Raw genomic sequence first — 16,544 nt, 5'->3', positions numbered from 1 at the left:
AATCACGGGGAGACCACATGGAGAATCTCAAGGGCAAGGTCGCCGTCGTCACCGGCGGAGCCAGCGGCATCGGCCGCGCGCTCTGCCTCGCATTCGCGGGCGAGGGCGCCAACGTCGTCGTGGCGGATCTGGACGAGACCGGCATGGCCGAGACCGCCGCGGGCGTCCTGAAGGCGGGTGCCAAGGCGGTCACCGTCAAGACGGACGTGACCAGGCTCGCCTCCGTCCAGGCGCTCGCCGAGCGGGCATGGAAGGAGCTCGGCGGGGCCCACGTCCTCTGCAACAACGCCGGCGTCGCGGTCCACGGCTCGCTCGAGTCCGCGACTCACCATGACTGGGAGTGGGTGCTTGGCGTCAACCTCTGGGGCGTCATCCACGGCGTCGAAGCTTTCGTGCCGCGCATGATCGCCCAGAAGCAACCCGGCCACATCGTCAACACGGCCTCCATGGCGGGGCTGATCGCCTCGCAGGGCCTCGGCGTCTACAACACGAGCAAGTACGCCGTCGTCGGTCTCAGCGAGACGCTCCAGAAGGACCTGCGCCAGTACAACATCGGCGTCTCCGTGCTCTGCCCGATGGGCGTGACCACCAACATCCGGACCAGCGAGCGCAGCCGGCCATCCGATCTCAAGAATCCGGGCGGCCCGCCGAAGACCGACGGGATCGAGCTGATCGGCCGCTATCTCACGCCGGAGCACGTCGCGGGGCGCGTGCTCCGCGCCGTCAAGGCCAACCGGCTCTACGTCATCACCCACGAAGAGGCCCGCGAGCCCCTGCGCCGACGCTTCGACCGCATGGACAAGGCCTTCGAGGAGTCCGCATGAACTTCAAGGTTATCGAGGGCTGGGGCAAGCTGCCCGACGGCTGGCACTACGTCGAGGTGGCGGGGGTCGCCGTGGATGCCAAGGACAACGTCTTCTGCTTCACGCGGGGTGAGCACCCCGTCATCGTCTTCGACCGCGACGGCAAGTTCCTCCGCTCGTGGGGCGAGGGCCTAGTGCGCCGGGCGCACGGCATCACGATCGACGCCGACGGCATGGTGTGGCTGACCGACGATCTCCACCATACGGTCCGAAAGTTCACGCCCGACGGCAAGTGCCTGCTCGTCATCGGCAACCCCGACACGCCGTCCACGCTCCAGGGCGGCAAGCCCTTCAACCGCCCGACGCACGTCGCCATCTGCCCGAAGAGCGGCTACCTCTTCATCTCCGACGGCTACGGCAACTCGCGCGTGCACAAGTACTCGCCCGACGGCAAGCACGTCATGTCCTGGGGCGAGCCGGGCACCGACCCGGGCCACTTCAACCTGCCGCACAACCTCGTCACGGACCGCAACGGCCTCGTCTATGTCGCCGACCGCGAGAACCACCGCGTCCAGATCTTCGACGGCAAGGGCACGTACCAGGGCCAGTGGAACAACCTCCACCGCCCGTGCGGGCTCTTCGTGGACCGCACCCAGAACGGCGGGACCTTCTACGTCGGCGAGCTGGGGCACGCCCTGCCGGTCAACGCGTCGGTGGCCAATCTCGGGCCGCGCGTGACGGTGCTGGACGCCAAGGGGCAGAAGATCGCGCGCTTCGGCGGGCAGTTCGCCGGCGAGAAGCCGGGCGAGTTCATCGCCCCGCACAGCGTCGTCACCGACTCGCGCGGCGACGTCTACGTCTCGGAGGTCTCCTGGACCAACACGGGCCAGCACGAGAAGCCGCCGCGCGAGATCCGCAGCCTCCAGAAGTTCGCGCGCGTCGCCTAGCGCACGTCGGGCGTCGGCCCGTCGGGCATTGGAAAGAAACGGCCGGTCGCCTTCGCCACGACCTCGCCCGTCTCCAAGTCCTCGAGCGTGGCTTCGAGGTCCAGATACTTCTCGGCCTGCTTGACGGCGCGGCCGCGGCCGAGGAGCGGGCGCTCGACCGGCGTGGGCCTGACGTAGCGCACGCTGAACTCCCCGGTCACGTGGATGCGGCCGGTGTGATTGACCGCCGCCCCCGACATCACCTCGTCGAGATACGCCGCGACGATGCCGCCGTGCGCGCCCTTGGGCGGCCCCTCGAAGCGCGTGGGAATGACAATGGGCGACAGCACCTCGCCGGCGCCGCGGAAGGTGCGCACACGCAAGCCGATGTCGTGGTTGGGGCCGCAGCCGAAGCACTCGTGGAAACGGGTGCCGGGGCCGGTGTACGCGAGCTCCTGGAGACCGGCGAAGCGCGACTCGAAGGGCGCGGGCAGAGCGGGATCGGGCATGGACTCCCTAGCGCGCGGCGCGGGCCGCGCTGAAGTACTTCTCGAGGAGCGGCTGCCAGGCGTTGAGCGGGCGCGTCTTCTTGCCGATCACCTTGGCCTCGTCGGCGCCGCCGACCTCGGCCAGGTCGCCGCACTGGAGCGCGTGCGCCAGCTCGGTGACGGCGTCGCCGCCGTACTGGCGGGCGGCGGACTGCTTCATCGCCTCCAGCAGCCGGTCTGCCATGGTCGTCATGTCATGGAGTATACTTTGGCTCCGTCGGTCCATCATCCACCAGGCGAAAAGGAGACGCGCATGTCGGTGACGGTCAAAGTGCTCACGGATGGCCCCCTGATGGTCAAGGGCGAGTGCAAGGTAGAGGACGCGCAGGGCAACCCGATCCCCGGCAAGGGCGGCGACACCATTCACCTCTGCCGCTGCGGCGCCTCGGCCAACAAGCCCTTCTGCGACGGCGGGCACAAGAAAATAAGCTTCAAAGGCTAAGAGGCGAGCGGCCGGAAGCGCGCCTTGCCGCCGGGGGCGACGATGCGCCCGGGCACGGGGAAGTGGGCGGCCAGGATCGTGACGTCGGCATCGGCGTGCTTCTCGACGAAGGCGCGCCGCGTCTTTCGCGCCAGCGGGCCGTCGCTGCAGAAGCGGCTGTTCCAGTCGGTCTCGGCGACCTGGATGGGCCGGTGCATCATGTCGCCCGTGAACACGGCCTCGCCCGCCTTGGTACGGAGGCGCACGTTGACGTGCCCCGGCGTATGTCCCGGCGAGGGCTCGAGCTGGAGCCTGTCGTCGATGACGTAGTCGCTCGGCACCAGCTCGGCGAGACCGGCCTTGACGATGGGCATGACGCTGTCGTCGATCAGCCCGAACTCTTCCTTGCCCGTCTCGCTCTCCTTCTTCCAGAACTCGAACTCGTCGCGCGCGAAAATGTACTTCGCCTTGGGGAAGGTCGGCACCCAACGGCCGCCCTCGAGCCGCGTGTTCCAGCCGACGTGGTCCACGTGCAGGTGCGTGCAGACCACGAGGTCTACGTCCTCGGGCTTGAGGCCGGAAGCCGACAGGTCCGCCATGAAGGACCCGCTGCGCATGTGCCAGGGCTGGACGCCGTTGCGCGGCTTGTCGTTGCCGACGCAGGTGTCGATGACGATGGTGTGCCAGGGCGTGCGGACGATGTAGGAGTGGATGGTCGCCCTGTGGTTCCCCGTGGCGGGGTCGAGCAGCTCGGGCCCGAGCCACTCGCGCTGCGCGGTGATCCGCTCGGGGGTCGCGTCCGGCAGCATGAAGCCGACGGGAGTGGCCGAGCGGTCGAGCTCGACCACCTTGCTGACGGTGACGTCGCCGAACTTGAGCGGGGTCATGGGGTCGCCTCGGGGTCCGGCCCGGTCATGGTCTCCGGCCTGACGATGCGGTCGAAATCCTGCGCCGTGACGTGGCCCAGCTGGAGCGCCGCCTCGCGCAGGGTCATCCCCTTGTGGTGGGCGTGCTTGGCGATCTCCGCCGCCTTGTCGTAGCCGATATGCGGCGCGAGCGCGGTCACCAGCATGAGCGATTCGTGCACGTGGCGCGCGATCCGCTCGCGGTCGGGCTCGATGCCTTGGGCGCAATGCTCGCGAAATGACTCGCAGGCGTCGGCGAGCAGGAGGATCGAGCGCAAAACGTTGTGAATGATGAGCGGCTTGAAGACGTTGAGCTCGAAGTTGCCCGAGGCGCCGCCGATGGTCACGGCCACGTCGTTGCCGATCACCTGGGCGCACACCATGGTCATGGCCTCGCACTGGGTCGGGTTGACCTTGCCCGGCATGATGCTGCTGCCGGGCTCGTTCTCCGGGATGCGCAGCTCGCCCAAGCCCGCCCGCGGTCCCGAGGCGAGCCAGCGGACATCGTTGGCGATCTTGGTCAGCGAAGTGGCCAGGGTCTTGAGGGCCCCGCTCGCGGCGACCAAGCCCTCGTGGGAAGCGAGTGCCTGGAACTTGTTCGGCGCGCTCGTGAACGGCAGCCCGGTCAGCGCCGCCAGGCGCGCCGACACCCGCTCGCCGAACCCCTTTGGCGCGTTGAGCCCGGTGCCGACGGCTGTGCCGCCTATCGCGAGCGCGTAGAGGGCGGGCAACGTGGCGCGAATCGCGGCCAGGCTCGTGTCGAGCATCGCCACCCACCCCGAGATCTCCTGCCCGAGGGTCAGCGGCGTGGCATCTTGAAGGTGCGTGCGGCCGATCTTGACGATGTCGGCGAAGGCGCGCGCCTTCCCGTCGAGCGCGTCCCGCAGACGCTCGACCGCAGGAATCAGGCGTTGGACGATCTCGCTCACGGCGGCCAGGTGCATGACCGTCGGAAAGGTGTCGTTGGACGACTGGGAGCGGTTGACGTGGTCGTTCGGATGCACCGGCTTCTTCGAGCCCATCTGGCCGCCCAGGAGCTCGATCGCCCGGTTGCCGATTACCTCGTTGGCGTTCATGTTGCTCTGCGTCCCGCTGCCCGTCTGCCAGACGACCAACGGGAAATGCGCGTCCAGAGTGCCGGCGATCACTTCGTCGGCGGCCTGGACGATGGCGCGCGCGACGTCCTTCGGCAAGAGCCCCAGCTCGGCATTGACTTCGGCGCAGGCCTTCTTGAGCAGGCCGAAGGCCCGGATCATCTCGGGCGGGAAGCGCTCGCCGGCGATCTTGAAGTGCTCAAGCGAGCGCTGGGTCTGCGCGCCCCAGTAGCGGTCGGCGGGCACTAGGACGGCGCCCATGCTGTCGGTCTCGCGCCGGGTCGCCACGTTACGCGCCCTGCGGCCAGCCGAGCCACGACGAGAGTCCCCGCCCCATGACGCCCTCGAGGTCGGCGCCCTTGAGCCACGCCAGCTCCTCGGTGAACATGGTCACGGCCTGGCGGTATGAGCACTGGAGCCGTGTCCAGTCGGTGCCCCAGAACATGCGCTCGGGGCCGAAGGCGTCGAAGATCCGGTGGAGAGGCTCGTGGAACGCGCGGAACGGGTACGGCTCCGTCGAATAGCACGGCAGCGCGGACGACTTGACCGCGACGTTCGGCCGCTTGGCAAGCTTGACGAGATCGGGCAGGTGCTCGAAGGCTGCCCCGTCCCGCAGATCGCCCCGGATCGCGAGGTGGTCGATGACGAGCTTGAGCCCGGGATACTGGGCAGCGATGCCGTCCACGACGGGCAGCGAGCCCGGCACGAAGACCATCACCGGAACGCCCGCCTTCTCGGCGGCGGGCCAAAGCCAGTCCGCCGTACCGTCGGTGAGCCACGGCTTCTGGAGATCGGTGTGGAAGGTGAAGCGCAAGCCGAGCATGCCCGGCTGCTTTCGCCATCCCGCGACGAGCGCCCGGCTCTCGGGCTTCTCGACGGCGAGCCGCCCCATCACGGCGAAGCGGTCGGGGTGCAGGCGCGCGGCCTCGAGGGCAAGGTCGTTCCTATCCCCTTCCCACGAGGGCGGTACGATGACGACGCGCGCGACTCCCGCCTCGTCCATGGCGTTCCGCAGCATGTCTTTGGTGACGGGATACGGCTTCTGCGCCTGGTGCGCTCGGCCCGGCGGCCACGGTCGATCGGGTGTGTCGGCGCCCCAGACGTGGACCTGCGAATCCGTGATGACCATGAACCCTCCTCTCAGGTGAGCGGTAGCATAACATCGGTCCCGCAGATCAAGGGCTCGGGCGCCAGATGAATCGCGCGCCGAGCAGCAAGGCCCCGCCGCCGATGGCCGCGAGGAAGACCCGCTGCCCGGCGCCTTCGAGGACACCGGCCACGAGCGGTCCCAAGAAGATCGCCGAGTCCACGCCGACGCGATAGAGCCCAGTCCGCCACGCGATCCGCGAGACCGGGGTGTGCTCCCGGATCACGCCGAGCGGCAGCATCCACCCCCCGAGCCCCAGGCCGAAGCAGGCGCAGCCGAGCGCAAACCACGGGAAGGAGCCGAGCCCCACGCCGAGCGTGCCGAGGCCGAGCGCGACGCAGACGGCGCCCAACACGAGGCCGCGTCCCACGCGGTCGGCGAGCCGCCCCACCGGGATCAGGACCGCGAGGTCGATGACCTGCGCCATCGCGAGGAGCCAGGAGATGCCGGTGCGCGACAGCCCGAACTCGCGCGTGCCGCGGATCGGGATCACGAACGCGCTCACCGCCGACCAGGAGAGCGCGAAGACCACGCCGGCGCTGAACATGAGGGCGACCACGCCCGTGTCTCCCCGCCGCTCGGTCAGGCGCTCCTCCGCCGGCGCGGAGCCGCGCTCGGCGCGGGGCACCTCGGGAAACGCGCGCCCCATGGCGGGAGTCAGGAAGAGCGGGATCAGCGCCGGCGTCGAGGCAAGGACGAGCGAGACCTTCCATCCCCAGGCCGCCGGCATGATGCCGACCACGCCCAGCCCGCCCAGGATGCCCAGCATGCCCGAGAACTCGAAGGTGTTGAGCCTGAGCGAGGCGCCCGGACCCTGGTCTTCGAGGAGAATCGCGGTGAGCCCGCCCACCATGGTCAGCGTGTGCGCGACGCCGAGCAGGAAGCGCCCCGCCAGCAATATGGGGAACGGCCCGGCGCTCACGAGGAGCAGGAGCCCCGCAATGAGGACTACGGGCGCGGCCATGAGCGTCGCCGCAAGGCGCCGGGCGACCAGCAGCCCTGTGGGCATGGCCGCGGCCATGCGCGCAAAGCCAAAAGCGGCGGCCGCCATCCCAAGCTGCCAGTCGGCGAGCGACTGCGTGCGGCCGATTTCCGGCAGGAGGGGGCCGAAGGCGCCCAGGCTGAAGGTGTTGCAGAAGAGGAGGACGCACAGGAGGCGCGTCCGGTCGAGCCGGAAGAGGCGCCCCGGGCCCCTCACGTCCCTGGGCCCCTCACTTAAAGGAGCGCTCGCTCCACCACGGGTAGAAGGGCGGCATGTCCCGGCTGGGCTTGAGAGTGAAGCGAGGTGGGCGCTTCTCGAGAAAGGAGGCGATGCCTTCGCGGGCGTCCGCGGAGCTTCCGGTCCAGGCCATGCCGCGCGAGTCGAGGCGGTGCCCTTCCATCGGGTGATCCGTGCCCAGGAGCTTCCACATCATCTGCCTGGCCAGCGCTACTGAGACGGCGGAGGTGTTGTCCGCAATCTCTCGCGCCAGGGCGAGCGCCGTGGGCAGGAGCGCTTCGGGCGGCACGACGCGGCTCACGAGCCCGCCGGCGAGCGCCTCCTCCGCCCCGAAGACCCGCCCCGTGTACACCCACTCGGCGGCGCGCTGCATCCCGACGAGCCTAGGCAGGAACCACGTGCTGCAGGCTTCCGGCACGACGCCGCGCCGCGCGAAGACGAAGCCCATGCGCGCCGCCGACGAGGCGATGCGGATATCCATGGGAAGCGTCATCGTGACGCCGAAGCCGACGGCCGGGCCGTTGATGGCGGCGATCACCGGCTTCTTCATGTCGTAGATCCGGAGCGCTACGAGCCCGCCGCCGTCACGGTGCTCGCCCTCGGTCTCCGGGCGCTCCCCCTTGGAGCGGTCAAAAGTCTGGGTTCCGGCGGACAGGTCCGCGCCGGCGCAGAAGGCCCGCCCGGCGCCCGTCACGATCACCGCGCGGACGGTGTCGTCCGCGTCGGCCTCATCGAAAGCCGCGATCAGCTCGCGCAGCAGCGCGCTCGTAACGGCATTGAGCTTCTCGGGCCGGTTGAGCGTGACGGTCGCGACGCCGTCGACCGAGTCGTAGCGGATCTGCTCGAAGGCCACTGGTCAGGCCTCCGGCGGCTTGTCGGAGGGTTCGTCGGCGCCGCCCTCGACCTGCTTGAGCTTGCGGAAGACCGTCTTGGGATCGACGCCGAGCAGCTTGGCGGTGACGGTGCGGTTGCCCTTCGCGAACCGCAGCGTCTCCTCGAGAACTCGCTGCTCGATTTCGGCCAGCGGCGTGCCGATGCGGATCGTGAAGACGCCGTCCGGCGCCGCGCCCGGCGCGACCGGCTCCCCTGGCGCGGGCGCTTCGCGCGTGAACATGACCGAGCGCTCCGTGACATTCCCGGGCAGGTTGCCGACCTCGATGACCGTGCCCCGCGCCAGCACCACGGCGCGCTCGACCACGTTCTCCAGCTCGCGGACGTTGCCCGGCCAGCGGTAGGCCTCGAGGCAGCCCAGGGCCTCGTCGGTGAAGCCCTCCAGCGTCCGGTTGTTCTTGGCGGCGTAGACGCGCAGGAAGTGCTGCGCCAGCACGCGGATGTCCTCGCGGCGCTCGCGGAGCGGCGGTGTCGTGACGGTGATGACGTTGAGGCGGTAGTAGAGATCTTCGCGAAAGCGCTTGTCGCGCACCAGCTGCGCCAGGTCCTGGTTGGTCGCGGTGACAATGCGCACGTCCACCCGGAGCGTACGGGTGCCGCCCACGCGCTCGAACTCTCCCTCCTGGAGCACGCGCAGGATCTTGGGCTGCGTCAAAGGCGAGAGGTCGGCGACCTCGTCCAGGAACAGCGTGCCGCCGTCGGCCAGCTCGAAGCGCCCTTCCTTGCGGCCGGCGGCGCCCGTGAACGCGCCCTTCTCGTAGCCGAACAGCTCCGATTCCAGCAGGGTCTCCGGCAGCGCCGCGCAGTTCACGGCAACGAACGGACCGGCGTGCCTCGGCGAGCCGTCGTGGATGGCGCGGGCCACCAACTCCTTGCCCGTGCCGCTCTCGCCCTGGATCAGCACGGTCGCGGAGCTGTCGGCGACCTGCCGGATGAGCGTCATCATCTGCTTGAAGGCGGGGCTGACGCCGATCATGTTGCCCTGGCGCAGCAGGTCGTCCAGCCGCTGCTGGAGCGCGCGGTTCTGCTGGATCAGCGACCGGCGCTCGAGCGCCTGGCGGACCACGCGCAAAAGCTGGGCGCGCTGGAGCGGTTTGGTCAGGAAGTCGATGGCGCCGTCCTTCATCGCGCGAACCGCCTCCTCGACCGTCCCGAAGGCCGTCAGGAGGATCACGTCCACGTCGGGCGCGACTTCCTTGGCCAGCTTGAGCAGCTCGAGGCCGGTCAGCCCCGGCATCCTGAGGTCGGAAAGCAGGAGATCGATACCGCCCTGGCGCAGCCGGTCGAGCGCGGCCTGGCCGTCGGGCGCCAGGACCACGCCATAACCTTCCCGCGTGAGCGTGCGCTCGAGGCTCAGGCGCACCGCCTCATCGTCGTCCGCCACGAGGAGCCTCGCCTGGTCAGACATGCTCGGCCCTCTTGATGGGCAGGCTCGCGGTGAAAGTCGTGCCCGCACCCGGCGCGCTCTCCCAGCGAAGCGTGCCGCCGTGCTCCTCGATGATCTGCCGCGAGATGTAGAGGCCCAGCCCCGTGCCCTGGGGCTTCGTGGTGAAGAACTGCTCGAAGAGGCGCTTGTCCACGTCGGGCGGGATGCCGGGGCCGGTATCGCGGATGGCGATCTCCACCTGGTCGTCCACGCGCCGGGTGCCCACCGTGAGCTTCCCGCCGCGGTCCAGCGCCTCGAGCCCGTTCTTGACTAGGTTCAGGATGGCCTGCCGCAGCAGCGTCCGGTCGATGGCCATGGGCGGCACGGCCTGATCCGTCGTCGCCTCGACCGCGCTGCCCTGTCGCGCGGCCACCGGCCGCACGAACTCGACGAGCGCCGCCACCATCTCGTTGACCGAGTCCTCGTCGTACTGCGGGCGCGGGAACCGAGCGAAAGCGAGATACTCCTCTGTCAGCGCGTCGAGCGCGCTGACCTGCTCGCGAATGGCCATCACGAGCGTGGCTGCCTCCTCCATGTCCGCGCCGCCGCGCTCCTTGACGAGATCGCCCACGAGCTCGGCGTTCAGCTCGATGGCCGCGATGGGGTTGCGCACCTCGTGAGCGACCTTGAGCGACAGCCGGCCGACCGTCGCCATCCGCTCCGCGACGAGCAGCTCGGCCTGAGCGGCCTGGAGCCGCGTGAGCGTACCGGTCAGGTCCGCGTAGAGCCGCTCCACCTCGCTCCGGGCCCGCCGCTCGCGGTCAGCAACGTGCCCGAGCGCGAAGGCGGGCAGCCCGACCAGCCCGATGAGGTTCACGACCGCGGTCCACGCGGCCTCGGGCGGCGCCAACCGGGCCGCCGCCCAATAGATGAGGCCCGCGAGGAGAGCCAGGCCCAGCCCGACCCAGCGGCCGAAGTAGTACGCGTTGACGGCCACGAGCGGGTAGAAGAGGTTGACGAACGGACTGTCGCCTCCCCCGGTGAGATAGAGGAGGGCGAAGATCAGCGAGAGATCCACCGCGAGGGCGCCGAAGAAGACCACGCTCGTCGAACGCGGGTTGACGCTGACGAGGGCGAGGATGCCGACCTTGTACATGGCGAACCAGAAGACGAGCGAGGGCAGGTCGATGCGGTAGCGAGGGCGGAGCGGCACCAGGCCCAGCGTGGCGAGGCCGCCGACCATGACCACGGCCAGCAGGAACGCGAAGACGCGCTCGTCCCGCTCGAGGAGGCGGACGATCGCGGCCCTGGTCCGGCGCGCCGGGGTTGACATTGTCGCTAGTGTATCCCAACCTCCCCCCGGCGGCCGCCGCCCTCTTGACGCACGGCCGCCGCGCGGGTAGGGTCGGCCGCATGAGCTTCCTTGGCAAAGCGATTCTTGCGTTCTGGGCCGACGTGGAGGCCTCCGGAGAGGCCGACTACAACGACTGGCACACCCGCGAGCACATGCCGGAGCGGTGCGGCGTGCCCGGGTTCCTGCGGGGCCGGCGCTACGTCGCTGTCGCGGGGGCGCCCAAGTATTTCATGATATACGAGACCGAGACGCTCGAGACGCTGGCGAGCCCCGCCTACGTCGAGCGCCTCAACAACCCGACGCCGTGGACCCGGAAGTGCCTCGCGCTCTTCAGGAACTCGAACCGCACGGCCTGCCGCAACACGCTGTCGATCGGGCGCGGCATCGGCGGCGCGATGGCGACCATCCGCCTGGGCCCGTCGGCGGGGCGCGAGCAGGCGCTGCGCCAGTGGCTGACGGGCGAGGCCCTGCCCAAGTTCCTCGAGTGGCCCGGCATCTCGGCGGCGCACCTCTGCGAGGCGGACGTCGAGACGACCACGGTCAAGACGGCGGAGAAATCGATCCGCGACAAGCCCGACGAGGTGGCGCGCTGGGTGCTGCTCGTGGAAGGGATCGACGCCGAGACCGTCCAGCGCGCGTGCGCGGACGCTCTCGGCGCGGCCGCGCTCGAGCGCCGGGGAGCCGAGCCGGGCGCCATCACCGGCGTCTACCTACTGCACTACGTGCTGTAGGCCCCCTCACCCTCTAGCAGGTTGCTGAAAAAGGCCCATCTGCTTCGTTGGCGCCCTCGGCCGCACGCTCAACGTACAGGGAGTACGCCTCGCGTGCGGCCGTCGGGCGCCGCCTTGCATCTGGACCTTTTTGAGCAGCCTGTGGGTATTTCAGCAGCCTGGTAGGCCCCCCGTCCCCTCTCCCCTCAGGGGAGAGGGCTAGGGTGAGGGGTGGTTCAATCCAACGACGGTCGCTTGTGATGCCAGCCGGCGGCTTCCTGGTACGTATGGCCCAGCCTCAGCAAGAGCGCCTCGTCGAAGGGCCGCCCCACCGCTTGGAAGCCGAGCGGCAGGCCCGCGGCCGTGAAGCCGCACGGCACGGAGATCGCGGGCAGCCCCAAGCCGTTGAACGGCCGCGTCAAGCGTGAGAAGCGCCCCGCCCGCGCGTTGAACTCGTCCACCGTGGCGGTCTTCAGCGCGGCCAGCGCGGGCGGCGACTCGGGGATCACGGGTGTAAGCAGCACGTCCACCTCCGCGAAGACCTCGCGCACGAAGGCCCGCGTCAGCTTCGCGCGCAGGCGAAGCGCCTGGAGATAATCGTACGCGGAGATGCCGAAGCCCACCTGGAGGCGCGCTCGCACCATGGGCTGGAGATCCTGCGGCCGCTCCCGGAACACCCGGGCGTGGATCGTCGAGGCCTCCGCGCGCGTGATCAGCATGGCCACGTCCGTCATGGCCCTGGGATCGGGGAGGCGGATCTCGCTGACCCGCGCGCCCAGCCCCTCGAGCTGGCGCGCGGCTTGCCGCACGCCCGCGGCGATCTCCTCGTCCACCCCCTCGAAGAAGTAATTCTCCGGCAGGCCGATCCGCACCCCGGCGATGCCGCCCTCGAGCCCGGCCGCGTAATCGGGCACCGCGCGGCGGCTCGCGGTCGCGTCGGCCGGGTCGCGCCCGGCCATCACCTTCAACATCAGCGCGGCATCCCGCGCGGTCCAGGCGAGCGGGCCCAGGTGGTCCATGGACCATGACAGCACCATGGCGCCCGCGCGACTGACGCGGCCGTACGTCGGCTTCAGGCCGACGACGCCGCAGCAGCCGGCGGGGAGCCGGATGGAGCCGCCAGTGTCCGATCCGACGGCGCCCGCGAAGAACCCCGCCGCTACCCCCGCGGCCGAGCCGCTCGATGAGCCGCCGGCCGCATTCCCCGCGAGCCACGGATTGTCGACATCACCGTGGTGGGCGTTGTCGCCGTAGGCGCCCATCGCGAGCTCCGTCATGTTGAGCTTGCCCAGGCTGATGGCGCCGGCCTCAAGGAGCCGCCGCGCCGCCGAGCACTCTCCCGCGGCGACGAAGTACTCGGGCATGCGCGTGCCGCACGAGGTCGGCAGGCCTCGGAGGTGGCAGAGGTCCTTGAAGCCCAGCGGCACGCCGTGGAGCGGCCCGCGCCAGCGCCCGACCGCGGCGTCGGCCTCGAGAGAGCGCGCCGCCTCGAGCGCGCCCTCCTCGTCGAGGCGGATGAAGGCGTGGAGGCGACTGTCCCACTTCCGGATCCTGGCCAGGCAGCGCTCGACAGCCTCGACCGGGGAGATCCGCCGCGCCCTGATGCCCGCAGCGAGGCCCGCGAGGCTCTCCTCACTCATCCCGCGACGCCTCGACCTCATCTTCGCCCAGGCCCTCGAGGGCGGCGATGAATCGCGCGGGCTCCTCGCCCAGCGCGAGCTCGCCCGCCAGGCGCTCGATGATGCCCGCCATGTTTGCCAGCTCCACCTGGTGCTGCCGTGACTCCGTGATGATTCCCTCCTTTTCGCGCCTACCTTAGCAGATGTATGATGGGCGCGGTTTCGCGGCCAGGTCACCTGGCGGTCAACCACCCCCGGCGGTCAACCATCAAGAGATGGAGGCAGTGCCCATGCTCATGCGGCGCGCGCTGACGACGCTCACGGCTCTCCTCATCGCCCTTACGCTGGCGGCGGAGCCGGCCCAGGCCCAGAAGAAGACCCTGGTGGTAGCGCTCAACCAGGACCCCGACATCCTCGATCCCACCCCGTCCCGCACCTATGTCGGGCGCATCATCTTTGCCCAGATGTGCGAGAAGCTGTATGAGATCGACGAGAACCTGAAGATCTTCCCCCAGCTTGCCGCTGACATGCCCGCCTTCACTGACGGCGGGAAGACCGTCACGATCAAGCTGCGTCCGGGCGTCACGTTCAACGACGGCACCCCCATGAACGCGGAGTCCGTCCGCTACTCGCTGGACCGCCATCTCAATATGAAGGGCTCCAACCGGCGCAGCGAGCTCGAGTCGGTCAATAGCATCGAAGCCGTGGATCCGCTGACGGTGCGGCTCAAGCTCAAGACGCCCTTCTCCCCGCTCGTGGCGATCCTGGCCGACCGCTCGGGGATGCCCGTCTCGCCGGCCGCGGCGAACAAGCTTGGCGACAAGTTCGGCACCGCGCCGGTCTGCGTGGGGCCGTGGCAGTTCGTGGAGCGCATCTCCCAGGACCGCATCGTGCTCGAGAAATCGCCCCACTACTTCGACAAGGGCGCCGCGAAATTCGACCGCCTGATCTTCCGCATCATCCCCGACGACAATGTGCGGCTGGCGAATCTGCGCTCGGGTGACATCGACATGATGCACCTCGTCGGACCGACGGACGCCGCCAACCTCCGCAAGGAGGCGAAGTTCGAAGTCTCGAGCGTGACCGGCATCGCGTATTCGGGCATCACCATCAACCTCCGCAACAAGACCGGCAAGCCCCCCAAGCCACCGGGCGATCTCGGCACGCCGTTGGCCAACGACCCGCGGGTACGCGAGGCGTTCGATCTCAGCATCGATCGCGAGGCCCTCAACAAGGTGGTGTGGGACGGCCAAAACACCGTCGGCTGCACGCCGATCTCCCCCGTGAGCCCGTTCTACGACAAGAGCCGCAAGTGCCCGACACGCGACGTCGCCAAGGCAAAGAAACTCCTGGCCGACGCGGGCTTGGCGGGCGGCTACAGCTTCGAGATGGTCATCGTCAACGATCCCCAGCAGCGGCGGGTCGGCGAGGTCATCCAGGGTATGGCCAAGGAAGCGGGCTTCAACATCAGCCTCAAGCCCTCCGAGTTCGCCTCGGCGCTCAACGACAATGACGCGGGCAAGGACCAGGCCTTCCTCATCGGCTGGAGCGGGCGGGTAGACCCGGACGCAAACATCTTCCAGTTCCACACCTGCGGCGCCACCCTCAACAGCACGCAATCGTGCGACGAGGGCGTGGACGTGATCCTGAACCGGGCGCGCGAGGTCAGCGACCTGACCCAGCGCACGTCTCTGTACCGCCAGGCCGTGGACAAGTTCGCCTTCGCCCGCCGCAACATCATCTACATCTATCACGCGAACTATATCGTCGCGTACCCGAAGAGCCTCAAGGGCTACAAGGCCGTGCCGGACGGCCTCATCCGCATCAAGGGCGCGACCTGGCAGTAGCCGGAATGAGGCGGCCGGCCGCGCTCACCAGACGGTGGCGGCGCCGGCCGCCTGATACGCCGTGCTCGAGTACCTGATCCAGCGCCTCGCCATCTCGGCGGTCACGCTCGCCGTGATCAGCCTCATCGTCTTCACTGGCGTGCGCATGATCCCGGGCGACCCCGCGCGCGTGATGGCCGGCACCGAAGCCGACGAGGCGGGCCTGGCGGAGATCCGCGAGAAGTACGGCCTCAACGACCCGATCCCGGTCCAGTACTTCCGGTGGGTCGGCCTGGCGATCCGGGGCGACCTCGGCGAGTCCATCCGCACCCGCGAGACCGTGACAAAGACGGTGGCGAAGAAGCTGCCGATCACCCTCGAGCTGGCCTGCCTCTCCATCCTGGTCGCCCTCACGATCGCCATCCCGGTCGGCGTCCTCTCCGCCGTCCGCCGCAACACGCTCTGGGACTACGTGGCCAACGGGCTCTCGCTCTGCGGTCTCTCGGTGCCGAGCTTCTGGCTCGGGATCATGCTGATCCTGTTCTTCTCGGTGCGGCTCGGCTGGCTCCCGGCCTCCGGCTTCGTCTCGTTCTTCCAGGACCCCGTCGCGAACCTCACGCGCATGATCATGCCGGCCTTCGTCCTGGGAACCGCGCTGGCGGCGGTGCTCATGCGCCAGACCCGCAACAGCATGATCGAGGTGCTGAGCGCGGACTACATCCGGACCGCGTACAGCAAGGGGCTGGCGGGACGCGTGGTCGTCTTCCGCCACGCGATCCGGAACGGCCTCATCCCCGTCGTCACCATCCTGGGACTGCAGATGGGCGCGCTCATGGGCGGGGCCGTCGTGACCGAGCAGATCTTCGTGGTGCCGGGCTTCGGCCGGCTCATCGTGGAGTCGGTCTTCACCCGGGACTACCCGCTGGTCCAGGGCGTCGTCCTGATCACGGCAGGCGCATATGTCCTGATCAACCTGCTCGTGGACCTGTCGTACTCGCTGCTCAACCCGCGCATCCGGATCAAGGGAGCGGCCAATGCCCGGTAACGGCGGTGCGGTCGCGGCCCCGAGCGCCGTCGTGGCTCCGGACGCGCCAGCGACGCGCCTCCAGCTGGCGTGGCGGCGCGCGGCGCGGCGACCGCCGGCGCTGGCCGGCGCCGCGGTGGTGTTTCTCTACCTCCTGCTGGCCCTTGGCGCGCCGTGGATCGCCCCGGACGACCCGCTGCGCACCGACTGGGGCCAGATCCGGAAAGCCCCGAGCGCCGCGCACCCGTTCGGTACCGACGACCTCGGGCGCGACATTCTTTCGCGGGTGGTGTACGGGACGCGCATCTCCATGCAGGCCGGCGTCTTCTCCATCTTCCTGGCCATGGCGATCGGTGTGCCCGCGGGTCTCGTGGCCGGCTTCTACCGAGGCGTCTTCGACCAGCTGATCATGCGGCTGACGGACGCGTGGCTCTCGTTCCCCTTCCTCATCCTGGCCATCGGGCTCGTCACGATCCTGGGCCCGTCGCTCACCAACGCCACGGTGGCAATCGGCGTCGCCGCGACGCCGACCTATATCCGTCTCACGCGCGGCCTAGCCCGGATTATGCGTGAACACATGCGCCACCCTCACCCCGACCCTCTCCCTCTCCGAGGGAGAGGGAGCCGTTTCGATCCCCTCGCCCCCGGAGAGGGACAGGGTGAGGGGGCGCATAGGACGCGGAACACGCGT

Annotated in this window: 17 protein-coding genes; 7 read left to right on the top strand and 10 right to left on the bottom strand. The window is 69.4% G+C overall.

The genetic code is table 11. The features are described 5' to 3' along the window. Positions 1-17: 17 nt before the first annotated feature. Positions 18-824 carry an SDR family NAD(P)-dependent oxidoreductase gene (locus Q7W02_11835; protein MDO8476855.1) on the top strand — a complete coding sequence of 269 codons (807 nt, stop codon included), beginning with the start codon at positions 18-20 and terminating at the stop codon, positions 822-824. Beyond that, complete coding sequence (locus Q7W02_11830; GenBank protein MDO8476854.1) at positions 821-1,750, top strand: peptidyl-alpha-hydroxyglycine alpha-amidating lyase family protein; 930 nt, start codon at positions 821-823, stop codon at positions 1,748-1,750. The genes Q7W02_11835 and Q7W02_11830 overlap by 4 nt, the downstream gene beginning before the upstream one ends. Here the strand turns inward: Q7W02_11830 and Q7W02_11825 are convergent. Next, complete coding sequence (locus Q7W02_11825; protein ID MDO8476853.1) at positions 1,747-2,238, bottom strand: PaaI family thioesterase; 492 nt, start codon at positions 2,236-2,238, stop codon at positions 1,747-1,749. The two genes, Q7W02_11830 and Q7W02_11825, sit on opposite strands and share 4 nt — an antisense overlap. A gap of 7 nt (positions 2,239-2,245) precedes the next feature. After that, positions 2,246-2,470, bottom strand: a complete 225-nt coding sequence (locus Q7W02_11820; GenBank protein MDO8476852.1) for a hypothetical protein — start codon at positions 2,468-2,470, stop codon at positions 2,246-2,248. Between the two features lie 60 nt (positions 2,471-2,530). Here Q7W02_11820 and Q7W02_11815 point away from each other — a divergent pair, with 60 nt between their 5' ends. After that, positions 2,531-2,719, top strand: a complete 189-nt coding sequence (locus Q7W02_11815; protein MDO8476851.1) for a CDGSH iron-sulfur domain-containing protein — start codon at positions 2,531-2,533, stop codon at positions 2,717-2,719. Here Q7W02_11815 and Q7W02_11810 read toward each other — a convergent pair. Genes Q7W02_11810 through Q7W02_11780 form a run of 7 tightly spaced genes read right to left on the bottom strand, consistent with a single transcriptional unit; the run spans position 2,716 to position 10,653 of the window. Continuing rightward, entirely contained in the window at positions 2,716-3,585 is an 870-nt protein-coding gene (locus Q7W02_11810; GenBank protein MDO8476850.1) for an MBL fold metallo-hydrolase, read from the bottom strand. The genes Q7W02_11815 and Q7W02_11810 overlap by 4 nt on opposite strands. Then, positions 3,582-4,985, bottom strand: a complete 1,404-nt coding sequence (gene fumC / locus Q7W02_11805; GenBank protein ID MDO8476849.1) for a class II fumarate hydratase — start codon at positions 4,983-4,985, stop codon at positions 3,582-3,584. The genes Q7W02_11810 and fumC overlap by 4 nt, the downstream gene beginning before the upstream one ends. Position 4,986: 1 nt before the next feature. After that, complete coding sequence (locus Q7W02_11800; protein ID MDO8476848.1) at positions 4,987-5,826, bottom strand: amidohydrolase family protein; 840 nt, start codon at positions 5,824-5,826, stop codon at positions 4,987-4,989. Positions 5,827-5,872: 46 nt separating this feature from the next. After that, entirely contained in the window at positions 5,873-7,042 is a 1,170-nt protein-coding gene (locus Q7W02_11795; protein MDO8476847.1) for an MFS transporter, read from the bottom strand. A gap of 13 nt (positions 7,043-7,055) precedes the next feature. Then, entirely contained in the window at positions 7,056-7,916 is an 861-nt protein-coding gene (locus tag Q7W02_11790; GenBank protein MDO8476846.1) for a crotonase/enoyl-CoA hydratase family protein, read from the bottom strand. Between the two features lie 3 nt (positions 7,917-7,919). Then, positions 7,920-9,362, bottom strand: a complete 1,443-nt coding sequence (locus Q7W02_11785) for a sigma-54 dependent transcriptional regulator (protein ID MDO8476845.1) — start codon at positions 9,360-9,362, stop codon at positions 7,920-7,922. After that, positions 9,355-10,653, bottom strand: a complete 1,299-nt coding sequence (locus tag Q7W02_11780; protein ID MDO8476844.1) for an ATP-binding protein — start codon at positions 10,651-10,653, stop codon at positions 9,355-9,357. The genes Q7W02_11785 and Q7W02_11780 overlap by 8 nt, the downstream gene beginning before the upstream one ends. Positions 10,654-10,733: 80 nt before the next feature. On the opposite strand from Q7W02_11780, the gene Q7W02_11775 reads away from it, so the two are divergent. After that, complete coding sequence (locus Q7W02_11775) at positions 10,734-11,405, top strand: hypothetical protein (protein MDO8476843.1); 672 nt, start codon at positions 10,734-10,736, stop codon at positions 11,403-11,405. Positions 11,406-11,620: 215 nt separating this feature from the next. Here Q7W02_11775 and Q7W02_11770 read toward each other — a convergent pair whose 3' ends face one another. Continuing rightward, on the bottom strand, positions 11,621-13,024 hold the full coding sequence (locus Q7W02_11770) for an amidase (protein MDO8476842.1): 1,404 nt from the start codon (positions 13,022-13,024) through the stop codon (positions 11,621-11,623). Between the two features lie 269 nt (positions 13,025-13,293). On the opposite strand from Q7W02_11770, the gene Q7W02_11765 reads away from it, so the two are divergent. The 3 genes from Q7W02_11765 to Q7W02_11755 form a co-directional block, all read left to right on the top strand. Next, complete coding sequence (locus Q7W02_11765) at positions 13,294-14,850, top strand: ABC transporter substrate-binding protein (protein ID MDO8476841.1); 1,557 nt, start codon at positions 13,294-13,296, stop codon at positions 14,848-14,850. Positions 14,851-14,911: 61 nt separating this feature from the next. Then, positions 14,912-15,874, top strand: coding sequence for an ABC transporter permease (locus Q7W02_11760; GenBank protein MDO8476840.1), 963 nt, complete (start codon positions 14,912-14,914; stop codon positions 15,872-15,874). Beyond that, on the top strand, positions 15,864-16,544 hold a 681-nt coding region (locus tag Q7W02_11755), incomplete at its 3' end, for an ABC transporter permease (GenBank protein MDO8476839.1). The genes Q7W02_11760 and Q7W02_11755, both read left to right, overlap by 11 nt.

This window comes from Candidatus Rokuibacteriota bacterium (assembly GCA_030647435.1).
Taxonomy (GTDB): domain Bacteria; phylum Methylomirabilota; class Methylomirabilia; order Rokubacteriales; family CSP1-6; genus AR37.
The sequence above is the reverse complement of the archived record's forward strand: the minus strand, read 5'-3'. Positions and strand labels throughout refer to the sequence as shown.